At 64.4% G+C, this 16,318-nt stretch carries 18 protein-coding genes and 1 pseudogene; 11 read left to right on the forward strand and 8 right to left on the reverse strand.

Translation table 11 applies throughout. From position 1 onward, the window contains the following. The 4 genes and pseudogenes from AC0L2F_RS34955 to AC0L2F_RS34970 form a co-directional block, all read left to right on the forward strand. Nucleotides 1-101: pseudogene (locus AC0L2F_RS34955) on the forward strand (chemotaxis protein CheW); the annotation flags it as partial. A 73-nt stretch (nt 102-174) separates the two neighbouring features. Next, on the forward strand, nt 175-540 hold the full coding sequence (locus AC0L2F_RS34960) for a response regulator (RefSeq protein ID WP_007600538.1): 366 nt from the start codon (nt 175-177) through the stop codon (nt 538-540). Between the two features lie 74 nt (nt 541-614). Continuing rightward, nucleotides 615-1,808: a protein-glutamate methylesterase/protein-glutamine glutaminase gene (locus AC0L2F_RS34965; RefSeq protein ID WP_473251437.1), complete on the forward strand. Its 1,194-nt coding sequence runs from the start codon at nt 615-617 to the stop codon at nt 1,806-1,808. After that, the gene (locus AC0L2F_RS34970) at nt 1,805-2,677 is read left to right on the forward strand and encodes a CheR family methyltransferase (RefSeq protein ID WP_473251438.1); all 873 of its coding nucleotides are present in this window, start codon (nt 1,805-1,807) and stop codon (nt 2,675-2,677) included. The genes AC0L2F_RS34965 and AC0L2F_RS34970 overlap by 4 nt, the downstream gene beginning before the upstream one ends. Before the next feature lie 213 nt (nt 2,678-2,890). Here AC0L2F_RS34970 and AC0L2F_RS34975 read toward each other — a convergent pair whose 3' ends face one another. The 7 genes from AC0L2F_RS34975 to ctrA all read right to left on the reverse strand — a co-directional run bounded on the left by AC0L2F_RS34975 (nt 2,891) and on the right by ctrA (nt 7,925). Beyond that, a complete protein-coding gene (locus AC0L2F_RS34975) occupies nt 2,891-3,154 on the reverse strand; it encodes a hypothetical protein (protein WP_007606283.1) in 264 nt (87 codons plus the stop codon). Between the two features lie 172 nt (nt 3,155-3,326). Next, nucleotides 3,327-4,037, reverse strand: coding sequence for an ion channel (locus AC0L2F_RS34980; RefSeq protein ID WP_473251439.1), 711 nt, complete (start codon nt 4,035-4,037; stop codon nt 3,327-3,329). 124 nt (nt 4,038-4,161) lie between these two features. After that, the gene (locus AC0L2F_RS34985; protein ID WP_473251440.1) at nt 4,162-4,800 is read right to left on the reverse strand and encodes a response regulator transcription factor; all 639 of its coding nucleotides are present in this window, start codon (nt 4,798-4,800) and stop codon (nt 4,162-4,164) included. Between the two features lie 248 nt (nt 4,801-5,048). Continuing rightward, nucleotides 5,049-6,209, reverse strand: coding sequence for a glutathionylspermidine synthase family protein (locus AC0L2F_RS34990; protein WP_473251441.1), 1,161 nt, complete (start codon nt 6,207-6,209; stop codon nt 5,049-5,051). 3 nt (nt 6,210-6,212) lie between these two features. Next, the gene (locus AC0L2F_RS34995) at nt 6,213-6,635 is read right to left on the reverse strand and encodes a hypothetical protein (RefSeq protein WP_473251442.1); all 423 of its coding nucleotides are present in this window, start codon (nt 6,633-6,635) and stop codon (nt 6,213-6,215) included. A 14-nt stretch (nt 6,636-6,649) separates the two neighbouring features. Then, the gene (locus tag AC0L2F_RS35000; protein ID WP_063993791.1) at nt 6,650-7,054 is read right to left on the reverse strand and encodes a DUF350 domain-containing protein; all 405 of its coding nucleotides are present in this window, start codon (nt 7,052-7,054) and stop codon (nt 6,650-6,652) included. 169 nt (nt 7,055-7,223) lie between these two features. Beyond that, nucleotides 7,224-7,925, reverse strand: a complete 702-nt coding sequence (gene ctrA / locus AC0L2F_RS35005; RefSeq protein WP_007600544.1) for a response regulator transcription factor CtrA — start codon at nt 7,923-7,925, stop codon at nt 7,224-7,226. A 415-nt stretch (nt 7,926-8,340) separates the two neighbouring features. On the opposite strand from ctrA, the gene fliI reads away from it, so the two are divergent. The 7 genes from fliI to AC0L2F_RS35040 all read left to right on the forward strand — a co-directional run bounded on the left by fliI (nt 8,341) and on the right by AC0L2F_RS35040 (nt 15,969). Next, nucleotides 8,341-9,666 carry a flagellar protein export ATPase FliI gene (gene fliI / locus AC0L2F_RS35010; protein ID WP_473251443.1) on the forward strand — a complete coding sequence of 442 codons (1,326 nt, stop codon included), beginning with the start codon at nt 8,341-8,343 and terminating at the stop codon, nt 9,664-9,666. A gap of 121 nt (nt 9,667-9,787) precedes the next feature. Beyond that, nucleotides 9,788-10,207, forward strand: a complete 420-nt coding sequence (gene fliJ / locus AC0L2F_RS35015; RefSeq protein WP_007606301.1) for a flagellar export protein FliJ — start codon at nt 9,788-9,790, stop codon at nt 10,205-10,207. A gap of 179 nt (nt 10,208-10,386) precedes the next feature. Continuing rightward, entirely contained in the window at nt 10,387-10,932 is a 546-nt protein-coding gene (locus tag AC0L2F_RS35020; protein WP_007606302.1) for a sigma-70 family RNA polymerase sigma factor, read from the forward strand. A 51-nt stretch (nt 10,933-10,983) separates the two neighbouring features. Beyond that, nucleotides 10,984-12,042, forward strand: coding sequence for an anti-sigma factor (locus AC0L2F_RS35025; RefSeq protein WP_473251444.1), 1,059 nt, complete (start codon nt 10,984-10,986; stop codon nt 12,040-12,042). A gap of 238 nt (nt 12,043-12,280) precedes the next feature. Continuing rightward, nucleotides 12,281-13,240 carry a helix-turn-helix transcriptional regulator gene (locus tag AC0L2F_RS35030; protein ID WP_473251445.1) on the forward strand — a complete coding sequence of 320 codons (960 nt, stop codon included), beginning with the start codon at nt 12,281-12,283 and terminating at the stop codon, nt 13,238-13,240. Nucleotides 13,241-13,592: 352 nt separating this feature from the next. Further along, nucleotides 13,593-14,819, forward strand: a complete 1,227-nt coding sequence (locus AC0L2F_RS35035) for an NAD(P)/FAD-dependent oxidoreductase (RefSeq protein ID WP_473251446.1) — start codon at nt 13,593-13,595, stop codon at nt 14,817-14,819. A gap of 163 nt (nt 14,820-14,982) precedes the next feature. Next, a complete protein-coding gene (locus AC0L2F_RS35040; protein ID WP_473251447.1) occupies nt 14,983-15,969 on the forward strand; it encodes an ABC transporter substrate-binding protein in 987 nt (328 codons plus the stop codon). 158 nt (nt 15,970-16,127) lie between these two features. Here the strand turns inward: AC0L2F_RS35040 and AC0L2F_RS35045 are convergent. After that, nucleotides 16,128-16,318, reverse strand: a 191-nt coding sequence (locus tag AC0L2F_RS35045; RefSeq protein ID WP_473251448.1) for a hypothetical protein, incomplete at its 5' end; no start/stop codon positions are given.

Here is a 16,318-nt window from a genome sequence, read left to right on the forward strand (position 1 = left end):
CCAAGCTCGCCGGCGGTGTCCACCGTCTCGACGGCCAGCTCATGGTCGTCCTCGACGTCGACCGCGTCCTCGAGCTCGCGCCCGAGATGATGGCGGCCTGATACGCCGGCACATCCGCCGACGTACCTGCAATTGGAAGTGCCCCCGCAAAAGCGGGGAGAAGCAGAGGTTCACATGCGAACTTGTCTCGTCGTTGATGATTCCAGCGTCATCCGCAAGGTTGCGCGCCGGATCCTGGAGGGCCTCGACTTCCAGATCCTCGAAGCCGAGGACGGTGAGAAGGCGCTGGAGGCCTGCAAGCGCGGCTTGCCCGATGCGGTCCTGCTCGACTGGAACATGCCGGTGATGGACGGCTACGAGTTCCTCGGCCATCTCCGGCGCATGCCCGGCGGCGACCAGCCCAAGGTGGTGTTCTGCACCACCGAGAACGACGTCGCGCATATCGCGCGCGCGCTGCACGCCGGCGCCAACGAATACATCATGAAGCCCTTCGACAAGGACATCGTGACGGCGAAATTCCAGGAAGTCGGCCTTATCTGAGCGATCGCCCGGAGGCTGAACGGCTCCTTCGGCGTTTGTTTTCAACTGACCGTTTCAGTCTGAGTTGGTGAGTAATGAGTGTTGCGTTCGCAGGTAACTCGACCCCGGGCTCGTCGCGGGAAGCCGGACCGTTGCGGGTGATGATCGTCGATGACTCCGTCGTCATTCGCGGGCTGATCTCGCGCTGGGTCGGTGCCGAGCACGACATGGAAGTCGCGGCCTCGCTGCGCACCGGGCTCGAGGCGGTCAACCAGATCGAACGCATCAACCCCGACGTTGCCGTGCTCGATATCGAAATGCCCGAGCTCGACGGCATCTCGGCGCTGCCGCAACTCCTGGCGAAGAAGCGCGATCTCGTCATCATCATGGCCTCGACGCTGACCCGCCGTAACGCGGAGATCAGCTTCAAGGCGCTGTCGCTCGGCGCGGCCGACTACATTCCGAAGCCGGAATCGACGCGCGAGGCGTCGGCTGCGGACATCTTCCACCACGACCTGATCCAGAAAATCCGCCACCTCGGCGCACGGCTGCGCCGCAAGGCCGCGGTCGCGAGCCCGCCGCTGGCGCCCGCAAGCCCGGCTCCGGCTGCACGTGGTCCGGTTGTCGCGCGGCCTGCGGCGGTTCCGGCCGTGCATGCGCCCTCGTCATCCTCGGTGCTGTCCACGCGTCCGTTCTCGACCCAGGCCCCGAAGGTGCTGCTGATCGGCTCATCGACCGGCGGTCCTCAGGCGCTGATGGCGCTCGTCGCCGAGCTCGGCCCCGTGATCGACCGCGTCCCGGTGCTGATTACCCAGCACATGCCGCCCACCTTCACCACCATTCTCGCCGAGCATCTGGCACGCACGAGCCGAAAGCCGGCGGCCGAGGCGGTCGATGGCGAGCCGGTGAAGCCGGGCCGCATCTATCTTGCGCCGGGCGGCAAGCACATGCGCGTCGTGCGGAGCGGCGCCGACGTGGCGATCGCGCTCGACGACGGTCCCGCCGTTAATTTCTGCAAGCCCGCGGTCGATCCGCTGTTCACCTCCGCCATCGACATCTGGCATGGCGCCATCCTCTCCGTGATCCTGACGGGCATGGGCTCGGACGGCATGCGCGGCGGCAAGGACATCGTCGCCGCCGGGGGCAGCGTGATCGCGCAGGACGAAGCCTCCAGCGTGGTCTGGGGCATGCCGGGCGCGGCGGCCAATGCCGGCATCTGCGCGGCGATCCTGCCGCTCAACCAGATCGGTGCGCGGGTCAACCGCCTGTTCGCGGGAGACCGCTCGTGACGCCGGTCGATTACGACTATCTGCGCAAATTCCTGAAAGAGCGCTCCGGCCTCGATCTCTCCCCGGACAAGCAGTATCTGGTCGAGAGCCGGCTCCTGCCGCTGGCCCGCAAGGCGAGCCTTGCCGGGATTCCCGATCTCGTGCTGAAGATCAGGAACGGCGACGGGCGGCTTGCGAGCGACGTGGTCGAAGCGATGACCACCAACGAGACCTTCTTCTACCGCGACAAGATCCCGTTCGATCATTTGCGCGAAACCATCCTGCCGGGGCTGCTTCGGTCGCGCGCGGCGCGCAAGTCGCTGCGCATCTGGTCGGCGGCGTCGTCGACGGGACAAGAGCCCTATTCGATCGCGATGTGCGTGAAGGAGATGGGCGCAGCCTTCGCCGGCTGGCGCATCGAAATCGTCGCCACCGATCTGTCGCAGGAGGTGCTGGAGAAATCCAAGGCCGGCGTCTACAGCCAGTTCGAGGTGCAGCGCGGCCTGCCGATCCAGCACCTGATGAAATACTTCACGCAAGCGGGTGAGGTCTGGCAGCTCAATGCCGACATCCGCGCCATGGTGCAGTTCCGCCAGCTCAATCTGTTGCAGGACTTCTCCCATCTCGGCACGTTCGACGTGATCTTCTGCCGCAACGTGCTGATCTATTTCGACCAGGACACCAAGGCCGTGATCTTCGAGCGTATGGCCAAGGTTTTGGAAGCCGACGGTACGCTGCTGTTGGGCGCCGCCGAATCCGTCGTCGGCATCACCGACGCGTTCCGGCCGCTTGCCGACCGTCGTGGCCTCTATCAGCTCAACCCGACGCGCTCCGGCCGTCCGATGGGCGGATTGATGCCGCCGTCGTTGAAGGTGGCAGCGGCGCGGTGAGACGCCTGGCCCGGGCCTATCAGCGCCGTGATCTTGCCGCGCGTTCGAAGCTGCTTTGCTTTAGGGGACCGATGTTAGGCCGATAGGCGTCGGCCCGCGCGGTGCCTGTCGCCGCCTGGTGGGCGATGTGACGCCGTCTGCTGTCGGAGTGGAAACGAAAAGGCCGCCACTGGGACGAAACCGTGGCGGCTTTTTGCGTCGTGAGACGGGCCCTTACCGCCCCGCCCCAACGCGATTGACACCGCCATTTGCATTGCCACCTGCATTATGACGGACCGCTGCGCGCGCGACCGGACGAGGCTTGAGCACGACGCCTGCCCGGGCAACGCAACCCACCGGATATTCGACGTACTGGCAGTATACGACCGCGTTGGCTGGAGCTGAATTGAAAGTAAGACCTGCAAGCCCTAACAAGGCGCTCGCAGCAATCCCGGCAACAGTCGCTGACTTGATCGAAAGACGCTTTGTCGGATGCATGGCGGACCTCCCTTTTTCGTGCCTGCGGAACAGATGCACGGACGCCGTCTCAGGTGCGGCTGCGCGTAGCGTGTGCACTCAATGATCGCTGACGTTGACATGGATCAATCGAGTGTCGCGAAGTCCACGGGACGAGAGTGCGGCGCACACTTGTCGGTGCAGCTCCCGCGGCTCAGGTGGTTGGGGTGGGCTTACGCGCCGAGCCGGTACTGCTGAGCTCGAGGGTCACAAGCCTCGCCAAGAGGGTCGCCGGATAAAGCTGGCCGATGACGCTTTCAATATTGCAGAGACTTCGTGCTAACGGATGCACCGGAACGATGTCGCCGTAGCCGGTCGACGTCAGCGTGACAAAGCTCATGTAAAAGAGCGATGCGGCGACTGAATGATCGTCCTCGAAAGTTATTCCCCTGATTGCGTCGGGAGCCGCCAGCCCTACAAACAGGAACAGCGTTGCAAAGGCCACCGCAATCAACAAGTACAGAAGGATCGCGCCGATAATTCGGTGATATGTAACGAGACCTCGCCTGAATACGGCCTGAAGCACGACAACGCCTAACGTGCAGGCGATGACCAGCCATGCACCGGCCAAAATGTGAAGGTGGTACGGTACAGGATAATAGATGCGAAGGAAGAATACGGCGACATTCGAAACAAGCGCGAGCGACATCAGAACGAGGGCGGTTGGGCTGTTCGAGATGACCACCATGCTGACGATGATCGTCAGCAATAGACCATCAGCAAATAGATGAAAGGCGGTTATGCCCATTGCCTGTAGTGGCGCGAAGACAAAAATCAGTAATGCGAGCACTCCGGTCAGCACCGAGAGCAGCCAGTCGATGCGTTCTCCGCGCAACCGGCGCAGCTCGCTTATGGGCGTTCCCATCGATGGTCCTAACACCACTGGCACTGATCGCGCCGATCACACCTTCGCCTTTACAGTTCGAGACGAAAGCTCAACGTTGTTGACGTAGATCAACGGAGCGGCAGGTACCTGGAAACTGAAGTTGTCAGGCCGTCCCTCCCTCGTCGGATGCGCCGTCCAAGACACCGATCCGCTCGGCAAGAGAGACCAGTTCGGCTAACGACCGAACCTGCATTTTCTCCATCAAGCCGTGGCGGTGAGCTTTGATCGTGCGCTCGGTCGTCCCGAGCGCGTGTGCGATCTGCTTGTTGATTTTGCCCCGAACGACGAGGTCGAAGACCTGTCGCTCGCGCGGCGTCAATTTAGCGAGACGAGCACGAGCCATGTTGAGCATGGTGTGTAGGTCTCGTGACGATCGATGGTGTGCCAAGGCTCCGGCGATTGCGCGAAGAAGGTCTTCCGAGCTTACCGGTTTGCTCAGAAAATCCTGCGCACCCGCCTTTATGGTCCGCACAGTTATCGGAATGTCGCGATGGCCGGAGAGAAATATGATCGGCAATGTCGAGCCGAGCTCGCTCAATTGTTTTTGGAGGGCAGGGCCGTCCAAGTCGGGGATTTGCACATCGAGAAGGATGCAGCTCGGAATGCTGTCGCTCGGCAGTCGGTCCAGCAACGCCTGCGCCGACGCATAGACGGCGACCTCGTAACCGGCGCGCCTTAGATGACGCTCCATGGCCGTCAGGAAAGACAGGTCGTCGTCAACGATATGCACGAGCCCCGGCACCGGTCCCCTCTCCGTTGCAGAGAGGCTACCGCGCTATTCGGGGCGCCTAAGTATCTTTGTGCGCCCTTTTAAGACATAGCTGATCTGTCGGTGCGAAAAGTCTCTATGCACTTTGTGCCACGCCGCCGCGGTGCCTGCCTTTGTCGATGCGCAAGCCGCGAATCCAACTGACGCTTTGAACTCGCGAATAGAACCCCTCATCCGGCGCTACGCGGCGACCTTCTTCCAGAAGGGAAGAAGGGTATCCCTCACAAGATCGCATGCGGCAGAAACCGCGAGCCGTTGCCGGTGATCGGGCTCTCGTCCTCGCGGATCGACAGCCCGCAGGGTTCGTGATCGACCAGCCAGCTTCCCACCACGGGATAGAAGTCTGAGAAGTTCGGCAGCGGCGCGAGCGCCTGCCGCACGAAACCTTCGGCGCCGTAGGGTCCTGCCTGCTCGTCGAGCGGCATTCCGCCTGATACCAGCGTGACATTGGCGCCTTCGCGCGACAGCAGCGGCTTGCGCACATAGGAGCTGCCGAGCTCGGCTGCCCGCGGATCGTCCTCGAAGAAGGCCGGCAGCAGATTGGGATGGTTCGGAAACATCTCCCAGAGCAGCGGCAGGATGCCCTTGTTGGAGAGCACCGCCTTCCACGGCGGTTCGATCCAGCGTGTCGGTGCGTCCTTGAGCTTTGCGCCGAAGCTGTCGTGGAACATCCATTCCCAGGGATAGAGCTTGAAGGCGAGCGCGATGTCGCGGTCGTCGAGATCGACGAAGCCGCCGGCATCATCGCGCCAGCCGATCGCCTCGATGTCGAGCAGCGTGGTCGTCAGCCCAGCCTGGCGCGCTGTGTCTTCGAGATAAGCGAGCGTGCCGGCGTCCTCCTCATTGCCCGTGGTGCCGGTGAGATGGACATGGCGGCTAGCGGCAATCTGCTTCCAGGCTTCGATCAGTCGTTCGTGGATGGAGTTGAACTGGTCGGCGCGCGACGGAATGATGCGCCGTTCGATCGCCTGTTCGAGCCAGGTCCATTGAAACACCGCGGCTTCGAAAATCGAGGTCGGCGTATCCGCATTGTATTCGAGCAGCTTTGCCGGTCCCTTGCCGTCGAATTTCAGATCCAGCCGGCCATAGAGGCTGCGGTCGTCGCGTGTCCAGCTCTCGGCGATTAAGCTCCAGAACGCGTCGGGTATCTTCAAGCACCGCAGATGGCGCTCGTCGCCGATCACGCGTCCGGCAAGCTCCAGGCACATCGCGTCGATCTCGCCGGTCGGCGTCTCGATGCCGCGCTCGATCTCGTCGAGCGTGAAGGCGTAGTAGGCCCGCTCGTCCCAATAGCGCTCGCCGTCGATGGTGTGGAAGGCGAAGCCGCATTGTTCGGCGGTCTGCCGCCAGTCGTCGCGCTCGGGGCAGACGATGCGTCGCATGGGTCAGCCGCCGCCGGAGAAGTCATGGCCAAACGAGCCGAACCCGCCGCGGCTCACGCCGCCGGAGCCTGAATCGGACGACGTTCCGGACGAGGAATGGCTCGAGGAGTCGCCGCTGAAGAAGCTCGATCGCGACGACCAGCGCGAGCTGCCACCGCCGCCCGACGAGCTGCTTCTGCCGCTGCAGGCGGTGCTCGCCTGAACCGGCGGGGCTCCGGGGACCGTGGCGCCGGGGACGATCGCCCCGGCAGCAGAGGGCTCGCAAGTCTGCCGCGGCATCAGCGTGTAGGCGGTGGTGCCGACCGCAATCGTGCCCATCACCAGCAGCGCGACACGGCCTGAGCGCTTCACCGGCTGCTGCGCGGGCGGCGGTCCGGCCGCCGGCCGGCGCTTGCCGAACTCCTTTTTGGAGGGTTTGTCGGCCATATCAGTGGATCATGTCAGTAGATCATGCAGGCGGCGTTGAGCAGGCCCGCGGCGAACGAGGACAGCCCGAGCCAGATGGCGGGCGCCAACTCGCCGGCCGCGATCCGGGCCGGCAGGTTCGGCACCGGCACCCTCACGAGAAAGAGCACGATGATCTGCACGATCAGCGCGATGACCGCCCAGATCAGGCAATCCAGCACATTGGCCGAATGCGCGATCGCGCTGACCAGCGGCGCCACGAAGCCGAGCAGGCTGAGGCCGAGTGCGATCGCCGCGGCCGGCTCGTTGTCGCGGATCAGCTGAAATTCGTTGTACGGCGTGATGCGGGTGTAGACGAACAGGTACGTCACGATCGCGATCAGCCCGGTGCAGAAATAGACCAGGAAGGCGGGCAGGCCGGCGAGTGATTGCAGGATCATCGTTCCCCCATCGTGCAGCGATCATTCGTCGGCGGGGGAAGGATAGCGGTTCAACGGCGGCAGGACGATGAGGCCGCGTTCGCATCCCCAAAAACAAAACCCCGCCATTTGCGGCGGGGTCCAGGCTGGGAGGAGAAGCGAGCCCGACGGGCTCGCGTCAGAAACAGGATCAGGCGGGAATGCGCTCTTCGACCTCGTGCGGCTCGCGCAGCACGTAGCCGCGGCCCCACACGGTCTCGATGAAATTGCGGCCTTCCGAGGCATTCGCGAGCTTCTTGCGGAGCTTGCAGATGAAGACGTCGATGATCTTCAGCTCGGGCTCGTCCATGCCGCCATAGAGGTGGTTGAGGAACATTTCCTTGGTGAGGGTCGTGCCCTTGCGGAGCGAGAGCAGCTCCAGCATCTGGTATTCCTTGCCGGTCAGATGCACGCGCTGGCCGCCGACTTCCACCGTCTTGGTGTCGAGGTTGACGACGAGGTCGCCGGTCTGGATCACCGACTGGGCATGGCCCTTGGAGCGGCGCACGATCGCGTGGATGCGCGCAACCAGCTCGTCCTTGTGGAAGGGCTTGGTCATGTAGTCGTCGGCGCCGACGCCGAGACCCTTGACCTTGTCCTCGATGCCGGCAAGGCCGGAGAGGATCAGAATGGGTGTCTTGATCTTGGAGACCCGGAGCTGCTTGAGCACGTCGTAGCCGGACATGTCGGGCAGGTTGAGGTCGAGAAGGATAATGTCGTAATCGTATAATTTACCGAGATCGACGCCTTCTTCCCCCAAATCGGTCGTGTAGACGTTGAAGCTCTCAGACTTCAACATCAGCTCGATCGACTGCGCGACGGCGCTGTCATCTTCAATCAGCAAAACGCGCATGCCAGTTCCCCATAGTCGCCGCTCCTGGGCGTCAGGTCGGCCGCATTCGCGGCACACAACAAAACGCCTTTGAACAACTGATTCGGATCCTGACAACAGATGGTTAACAAATTCTGATTCTGGAACGCAAGCCCTGTAGATGCAATTTTCGTCGAATCGCCCTAAGGTCTTGTGTGCGAAGCAGCTTTCGTTATCCGGTTGCGTTCAAGTTCCACTTTAAGAGACGGGCCTAACCGACTCCCGCGACTCAGCCTTCTTCTGAAGGGGAGTCACGCTCAGTCACAAAGACAGTGACGCAATGATTAACGATGCGGGTAAACACGAAGTTAAGCGCCGTTCAGAAATATGGCGAAACTTAAGGTATTCGCCACGAAGCCCGGGATTATGAAGGCGATCACCTCATGAAGGCCCTCTTATGAAGGCTCTTGCCGAACAGATCGGCGACATTGACGGCATCAATATTTATGGCCGTGTGGTCGGCGTGCGCGGCCTGATGGTCGAGGTGGCCGGCCCGATCCATGCGATGTCGGTCGGCGCGCGGCTCGTGATCGAGACCGGCGGCAACCGTTCCATCCCCTGCGAGGTGATCGGCTTCTCCGGCAACAATGCCGTCGTGATGCCGTTCGCCGGCCTCGACGGCGTGCGGCGCGGCTGCAAGGCCGTCATCGCCAATGCCGCAAATCAGGTGCGGCCTTGCGCGGCCTGGCTCGGCCGCGTCGTCAATGCGCTGGGGGAGCCGATCGACGGCAAGGGGCCGCTGCCGCAGGGCCCGGCGCCGATGCCGTACCGCAATTCGCCGCCGCCGGCGCACTCGCGCAAGCGCGTCGGCGCGCCGCTCGATCTCGGCGTGCGCGCGATGAACACGTTCCTGACCTGCTGCCGCGGCCAGCGCATGGGCATCTTCGCAGGCTCCGGCGTCGGCAAGTCGGTGCTGCTGTCGATGCTGGCGCGCAACGTCGATGCTGCCGTCAGCGTCATCGGGCTGATCGGCGAACGCGGCCGCGAGGTGCAGGAATTCCTGCAGGACGACCTCGGCGAGGAAGGCCTGGCGCGTTCCGTCGTCGTGGTCGCGACCTCCGACGAGCCGGCGCTGATGCGCCGCCAGGCCGCGTATCTGACGCTTGCGATCGCCGAATATTTTCGCGACGAGGAGCAGGACGTCCTTTGCCTGATGGATTCGGTGACGCGCTTTGCCATGGCCCAGCGCGAGATCGGCCTGTCCGCGGGCGAGCCGCCGACCGCCAAGGGCTACACGCCGACCGTGTTCACTGAGCTGCCGAAGCTTCTGGAGCGCGCCGGTCCGGGCCTCGGCGAGGGCGCCATCACCGCGATCTTCACGGTGCTGGTCGATGGCGACGACCATAACGAGCCGATCGCGGATGCCGTCCGCGGCATCCTCGACGGCCACATCGTGATGCAGCGCTCGATCGCCGAACGCGGTCGCTACCCCGCCATCAACATCCTCAAATCCGTCTCCCGCACCATGCCGAAATCGGCCGACCCGCAGTTCTGGCCGACCATCCAGAAGGCGCGGGCGGTGATGGCGACCTATGCCGACATGGAGGAATTGATCCGTCTGGGCGCCTACCGCGCCGGCTCCAGCCCCGAGGTCGACGAGGCGATCCGCCTGCACGAGCCGCTGGAGGCCTTCCTGCGCCAGCGCAAGGACGAAAATGCATCGCTGGCGGACGGCTACCGCGAGTTGGCGCAAATCCTCGGCAATTTGGAAACGGAACGCTAACTTTGTCCCGTCATCATCCCATCCCACAGAGTAGCAGAGCCGGTCTTGGCCCCCGTCGGGCCTGTGGGGAGGCCGGTGTTGTCCCACGTGCAGCCAAGGGACTTCTGGGGAGTACGAGTCGATGAAGTCACGTGATACCCTCATCCGCCTGAAGAAATTTCAGGTCGACGAGAAGCGCCGCCGGGTCACCCAGATCGAGACCATGATCGCCGATTTCCAGCGGATGTCGACGGATCTTGAACGCGAGATCTCGACCGAGCAGGAGCGCGCCGGGATCAACGATCCCTCGCACTTCGCCTATCCGACCTATGCCAAGGCTGCCATCCAGCGCCGCGAGAACCTGACCCGCTCGGCCGACGAGCTGAAGGGCCAGCTCGACGAAGCCAAGGCCGCGCTGGCCGAAGCCTTCGAGGAGCTGAAGAAGGTCGAGCTCCTCGATGAGCGCGATCAGGCCCGCGAACGCGCCGAGGAAAACGCCCGCGAGCAGGCCGATCTCGACAGCATCGGCCTGATGCGTGCCCGCATGGGCGCCGTCGCCTGAGACGCTAGCCGCCAGACCTGCGAGAATTTGCAGAACCCGGACCCCCAAGGTCCGGGTTTTCGCATGTGCTGTCCACAGAGTGGCGCCGCGCCCCCTTGGTGGTCGGCTTTGTCGCGCGCTATGGTGGCGGAGTGCCAGGGCCTGCGCGGAACGCGACGGGCCGCGCATCGGGGGGCTGAATGCTGACGCCAGCAGAGCTGGTCGGGCTGATTGGGGCGGTAGCGCAGGGCGATCAGGCCGCGTTCGAGCGCCTCTACGTCGCCACGCGCGCGAAACTCTATGGCATCGTGCTCCGTATCTTGCGCCGACAGGATCTCGCAGAGGAGGTCATTCAGGAGACCTACGTCAAGATCTGGAACAGCGCCGGCCAGTTCAATCCCGCTCTCGCGTCGCCGATCACATGGATGGCGTCGATCGCGCGCAACCGCGCCATCGACATCGTGCGCAAGAAGACGGAAGTCTCCATCGAGGAAGAGCCGCAGGCGATGGAAGTCGCAAGCGACAGCCCCGATCCGCTGGCGCGGAGGGAGATGACCGAGGAATTGAAGCGGCTGCTGGAATGTATCGGCCGGCTCGAGCCGGACCGTCAGAGGCTCGTGCTTCTCGCCTATTACAACGGCTGGAGTCGCGAGCAATTGGCGGAGAAATTCGCGGCGCCCGTCAACACGGTGAAGACGTGGCTCCGGCGCAGCATGATGGATATTCGCGAATGTCTCGGGCTATGAGATTCGGGCTACGGGAGCTCCTACGGTGAGGGTGGGTCTGGACCGCAATTGATGGCCTATACGGAGGACCATATCGCGCTCGCCGCGGAATATGCGCTCGGTACGCTCGACGCCGGCGAGCGCGCGCAGGTCGAGACCATGATCGCGGTGGACAAGGCGTTCGCCGATGTCGTGCAGGCGTGGGCATTCCGGCTCGGCGTCCTCAACCAGATGGTAGGCTCGATCGAGCCGCGTCCGATCGTGTGGGAGAACATCAGGTCCGAGCTCGCGCGGACGGCCTTTGCGCAGGAGCCGCCAGCGCTGCCGGACGCAGCGCCGCCGCCACCCGTGCCGGAGTTTTCCCCGCCCGACACCCTGCCTCCGCCGGTGCCGTCGGAGACTATGCAGCAACCGGCGCCGCAGCCTCCCGAAGCGGAGCAGCCCGACCCGGCGCGACTTGAATCCGATGCGCTTCCCGATGTCGTGCCGATCTTCATGCCGCAGGTCCACGCGCCGGACCCGGAGGTCGTGCGTGCGCCACCGCCGCCGGTCGCCGACAACAGCAACGTGATCCGGCTCGAGCGCCGCGTGAAGCGCTGGCGCACCATCGCATCCGCCGTCGGTGCGCTCGCGGCCGCGCTGCTCGTGACGCTGTCGCTGCAGATCTTCCAGCCCGAGGCGCTGCCGGGCGGCTTGCGACCGGCGCCGCGCATCCAGACTGTCCAGGTGAAGACACCGGCGCCGCCTCCGGTGTCGTCGCAATATGTCGCGCTGTTGCAGGGCCAGGGCGGAGGTCCCGCCTTCATCCTCACCATCGACGGTGCGACCAAGAATTTTACCGTGCGCAAGGTCGGCGCGACACCGGAGCCCGGCAAGAGTTTCGAGCTCTGGCTGATCTCCGACAAGCTGCCGCGCCCGCGCTCGCTGGGTGTGATCGGCGCCGGCGATTTCACCGCACGACCGGTGCTCGGCTCGTACGATGCCGACGTCGTCAACGGCGCGACCTACGCCGTCACGCTCGAGCAGGCGGGGGGTTCGCCCAACGGCCAGCCGACCTCGGCGCCGGTATTTTCCGGCAAGCTGATCGAGACCGTGCCGCCGTCCCAGCCGCAGGCGCCCGCAAAGAAGTAGACGTCGTAGCCCGGATGGAGCGCAGCGCAATCCGGGACCGCTGCCCCGCATTCCGCTGCGCTCCATGCGGGCTACAAGCGCAGAAAGCTGTCGCCACGGTCCGTCCCGCCGTCGTCTTCCGACAAATCCCGCCGAATCCACCCCCGATTTGAACCTCTCCGCGTTTCGCGGCGTCAAATGCCCGGAATTTGCAGTCGGCGCCCCCCAATCATGGTGCCGGAGAGGGGCGAGAAATCAGATGGATGCAGCGAAAACGTCGGGCATCTTCATTCACCAATATGCGGGGCTGCCACACGGCCCGGCCTTCGAACATTGGCGCGAGCGGACTTTCGGAGCCTGCGGCCTGGATATCGGGCCGAGCCGGGGCGACAGCATCGATTGCCGGCTCCAGGTCAGCGTGGTCGATAATATCGCGCTCGCCATTCCCGAAGGCGCCTCCGCGCAATATTCACGCACCCAGAGCCACCTTGCCGACGGTAGCGACGATCTCGTCCTGATCGCGGCGCATGCGGGTCTCGTCCGCGTCGGGCAGAACGGCCATGCCGTGGAGCTTGCGCCCGCGCAGATGGTGCTCGTCGACATGGGCATCACCGGCACCGTCGGCCACACCGAGGAAGATCGCTTCACTACCATCCGCATGCCGCGCCGCGCGCTGCTCGAGATCAATCCGCGCGCCGAGGACAAGCTGTCGCAAGTGCTCTCGGATGGCGCGGTCGCCGAGACGATCTTCCGCTACCACTCCCTTGCGGCCCATCACGCGCCGCATCTCGACGCCGTCGGCCAGCGCCTCACCGCGCAGCACATGGTCGATCTCGTCGGCCTCCTGCTCGGCACCGACGCCGAGCATGCGAGTCTTGCGCGCGGGCGAGGTCATGCGGCGGCCCGTCTCGATCTCATGCGCGCCGACGTGATGGCTGCGCTTGGCCGCAACGATCTCTGCCTGTCCGAGATTGCCACGCGCTCCGGCCTCAGCCCGCGCCAGGCACAGCGGCTGTTCGAGCAGGCCGGAACGACCTTCACCGAATTCGTGCTGGAGCAGCGCCTGCTGCAGGCGCGCAAGCTGCTCAGCGATCCCCGTGCCAGGACCCGCAAGATCAGCGACATCGCGCACTCATCAGGCTTCTCCGATCTGTCCTATTTCAACCGCGCCTTCCGCAAGCGCTTTGCCGCGACGCCGTCGGAACTGCGCGAGGCCTGAGCGCGCCGACAATTTGTGCGGCGCGCCGCTGCCACCGCAGTTGGTCCGCCCGCAGGGCAATCGCATATGGTATTTTGGGAGTTCTGAACGCGCGCCTCGTCCTTCGAGACGACCGCTTCGCGGTCTCCTCAGGATGAGGCTAAGCTGCATCGGTGCCCGTTAAAACTGCTGCCGCACACTCGGTCCTCATCCTGAGGGCCCGCCAACGGCGGGCGTCTCGAAGGATGGCCTCAGAGACCCATATGCGATTGCCCTAGGTCCGCCCGGCCGGATGAGCTACAGTCTGCGCGGTCAGACCGCTTGACCGTTCGTCGCTTCGTCGTCGCTCTCTTGGGAAATGCAGTCAACGGACATGGCGCGTATCGTCGTGCTCGGCGCCGGGTTTGCAGGTCTGTGGGCGGCCATCGCTGCCGCACGCAAGCGCGAGGAGATCGGCGCGGCCGGCCGTGACATCGAGATCCGTGTCGTCGATCGCAATCCCTATCACAACATCCGCGTCCGCAATTACGAGGCCGATCTCGGCGAGGTCGCCCTTCCGCTGTCGCAACTGCTCGATCCGATCGGCGTCAGTCACGGGATCGGCGAGGTCGATGCCATCAATCCGGTACGGCGCGAGATTTCGCTGGTCACGGGTGGCGGCGACGAGACGCTGGCTTATGACCGGCTGGTGCTGGCGCTCGGCAGCGAAGTGATGCGTCCCGACATTCCCGGCCTTGCCGAGCATGCTTTCGATGTCGACACTTATGCAGCGGCGCTCCGCCTCGAGGATCATCTCAATTCGCTCGGACGCAGCGCGTCTTCGCCGGGGCGTTCGACGATCGTCGTGGTCGGCGCCGGCTTCACAGGCATCGAGGTCGCGGCCGCGATGCCCGACAGGCTGGCGCGCGCCGGCATCACCGGCAGTCGCCGCGTCCTCCTGGTCGATCCCAATCCTGCCGTGGGCGCCACGATCGGCGCGCATGCGCGTCCCGTCATCGATGCGGCGTTGGCCTCGCTCGACGTCGAGACACGGCTTGGCGTCCGCGTCGTCTCCGTCGAGGCCGCCGGCCTGCGCCTGAGCTCAGGCGAGTTCATTCCGACGCCGACGGTGATCTGGTGTGCCGGGATGCGCGCGAGCCCCTTGGCGGCGAGCTTCCCGGATGCACGCGATCGCCTTGGGCGGCTTCTGGTCGATCCCATGATGCGGGTTGCGGATGTCGGCGGCGTGTTCGCGGCTGGCGACGTCGCCTCGAGCGTGGTCGACGGCTTGCATCCGACCGTGATGTCCTGCCAGTTCGCGCGTCCCATGGGCCGCTTCGCCGGCCACAATGTGGTCGCCGATCTCGCAGGCTTGCCGATGCTGCCGCTGCGGATCGACTGGTACGTGACCGTGCTCGATCTCGGCGGCTGGGGCGCGCTCTATACGGAAGGGTGGGACCGCGACGTCCGCGCCACCGGCGCGGCCGCGAAGGCCACCAAGCAGACCATCAACCGCAAGCGCATCTATCCGCCGCTGTCGGGCAACAAGGACGAGCTGTCCGCTGCGGCCGCGCCGACGGTGCAGGGGCCGCCGCCGACGTATGGGGCGCCGCGTGTTTGAGCTGGCCCTGCACCCATGAGTCGGGCGAAGGAAGCAAAGGAAGGCAATGCCCGCCGAGGCTTTGACCCGACGCCGGCTGAGCCGTTGGGAACGGCATCACTGCAATCTCCTGGTCAGGACCTCCACGAAGCCGATAGAATGCTCTTTACATCTCGGGGTGGACATGCGGCGGCGCGAGCTTCTTGCCATACTGGGCGCGACGGTAGCCTTACCTCTTGTGGCGCGTGCCCAGCCGGACTTGCCGATCGTCGCCGTGCTGGTGCCGGGACCTGCAAAAAACGCTGAAGATCGGATTGTGGCTATCCGTCAGGGCATGCGGGAGGCTGGCCTTACCGAGGGCATCAACTTCACCTTTGCTTGGCGCTACGCGGACGGTGTCTTCGACCGGTTGCCCGCCCTTGCGCTTGAACTCGCTGCTCTCAAGCCGCGCGTCATCATTGCTTCGGCTGCCGCCGCGCCGGTCGCGCACAAAGTGCTGCCCGACCTGCCCTTGGTCTTCACATCCTATGCCGCCGATCCCATCAAAGCAGGATTCGCCGAAAGCTATGTGCACCCGGGCGGCCATGCGACCGGCAATGTGATGAGTGCGGTTGGCGGCGAGCAGGCACTTACCGGCAAGCGCTTCAACCTGTTCAAGGAGCTGGTGCCGGACCTGAAGGCGCTCGGGTTTATCGGTTCGTCGTCTCTTCTGGCCACAATCGAGCTGAACGCATTGCAAAGCGTCGCTGGTCAACTCGCCTTTTCGGTTGTTCGACATGAAGTTCGTGGGCTCGATGACGTCGAGGCCGCGGTTTCGGCGAGCATGCGAGATGGCGTTGATGCCCTCTATGTGTCCGGCGAGCCGCTGCTCTACAACAACATGCGCCGCGTCTTGCCCCTGGTGATGGCGCCGGGAAAACCGACGGTCGGCACTTATCCGGAATGGGGCCGCGCCGGGCTTCTGATGTCCTATTCGGCCGATCTGATCGACGACTTCCGCCGCGCCGGCATCTATGCCGCAAAGATCCTCGGCGGCGAAAAGCCTGCGAACCTGCCGATCGAGCAGGCCAGCAAGTTTGTGCTCGTCCTCAATCTCAAGACGGCCAAGGCTCTGGGCGTCACGGCGCCGGACCGCCTCCTGGCGGTGGCCGATGAGGTGATCGAGTCATGAAGGCACGGCCCTCCATTGCCAAGGCATGATAGCCTCATACAAGCGCTAGCGTTCAAGCGCTAGCGTTGCCCGCCGGGCAAAACACCCAAGCTGGCAGTCAACCCGTACCGCCCAAAATATTCCACTTTACCGAAATTCGGAATTGCGTATATTCCGCCTCACTCCGGCCCAAGGAAGAGGGGCGTATCGCGATCGTCACGAACGCGGGCCGGACGGCGGTGGACGTTGGCCACATCGGCGCGAAGGACTTCGCAGGGCGGGCAACCGTGAGCGAAGGCGTCGCGCACACGACCGGTGTGATCGGCGTACGGCAAAATCGTGTGGTCCTGGCGCCCGGGGTCTGTGCGCC

It is taken from the genome of Bradyrhizobium sp. Ken64, from assembly GCF_055807555.1.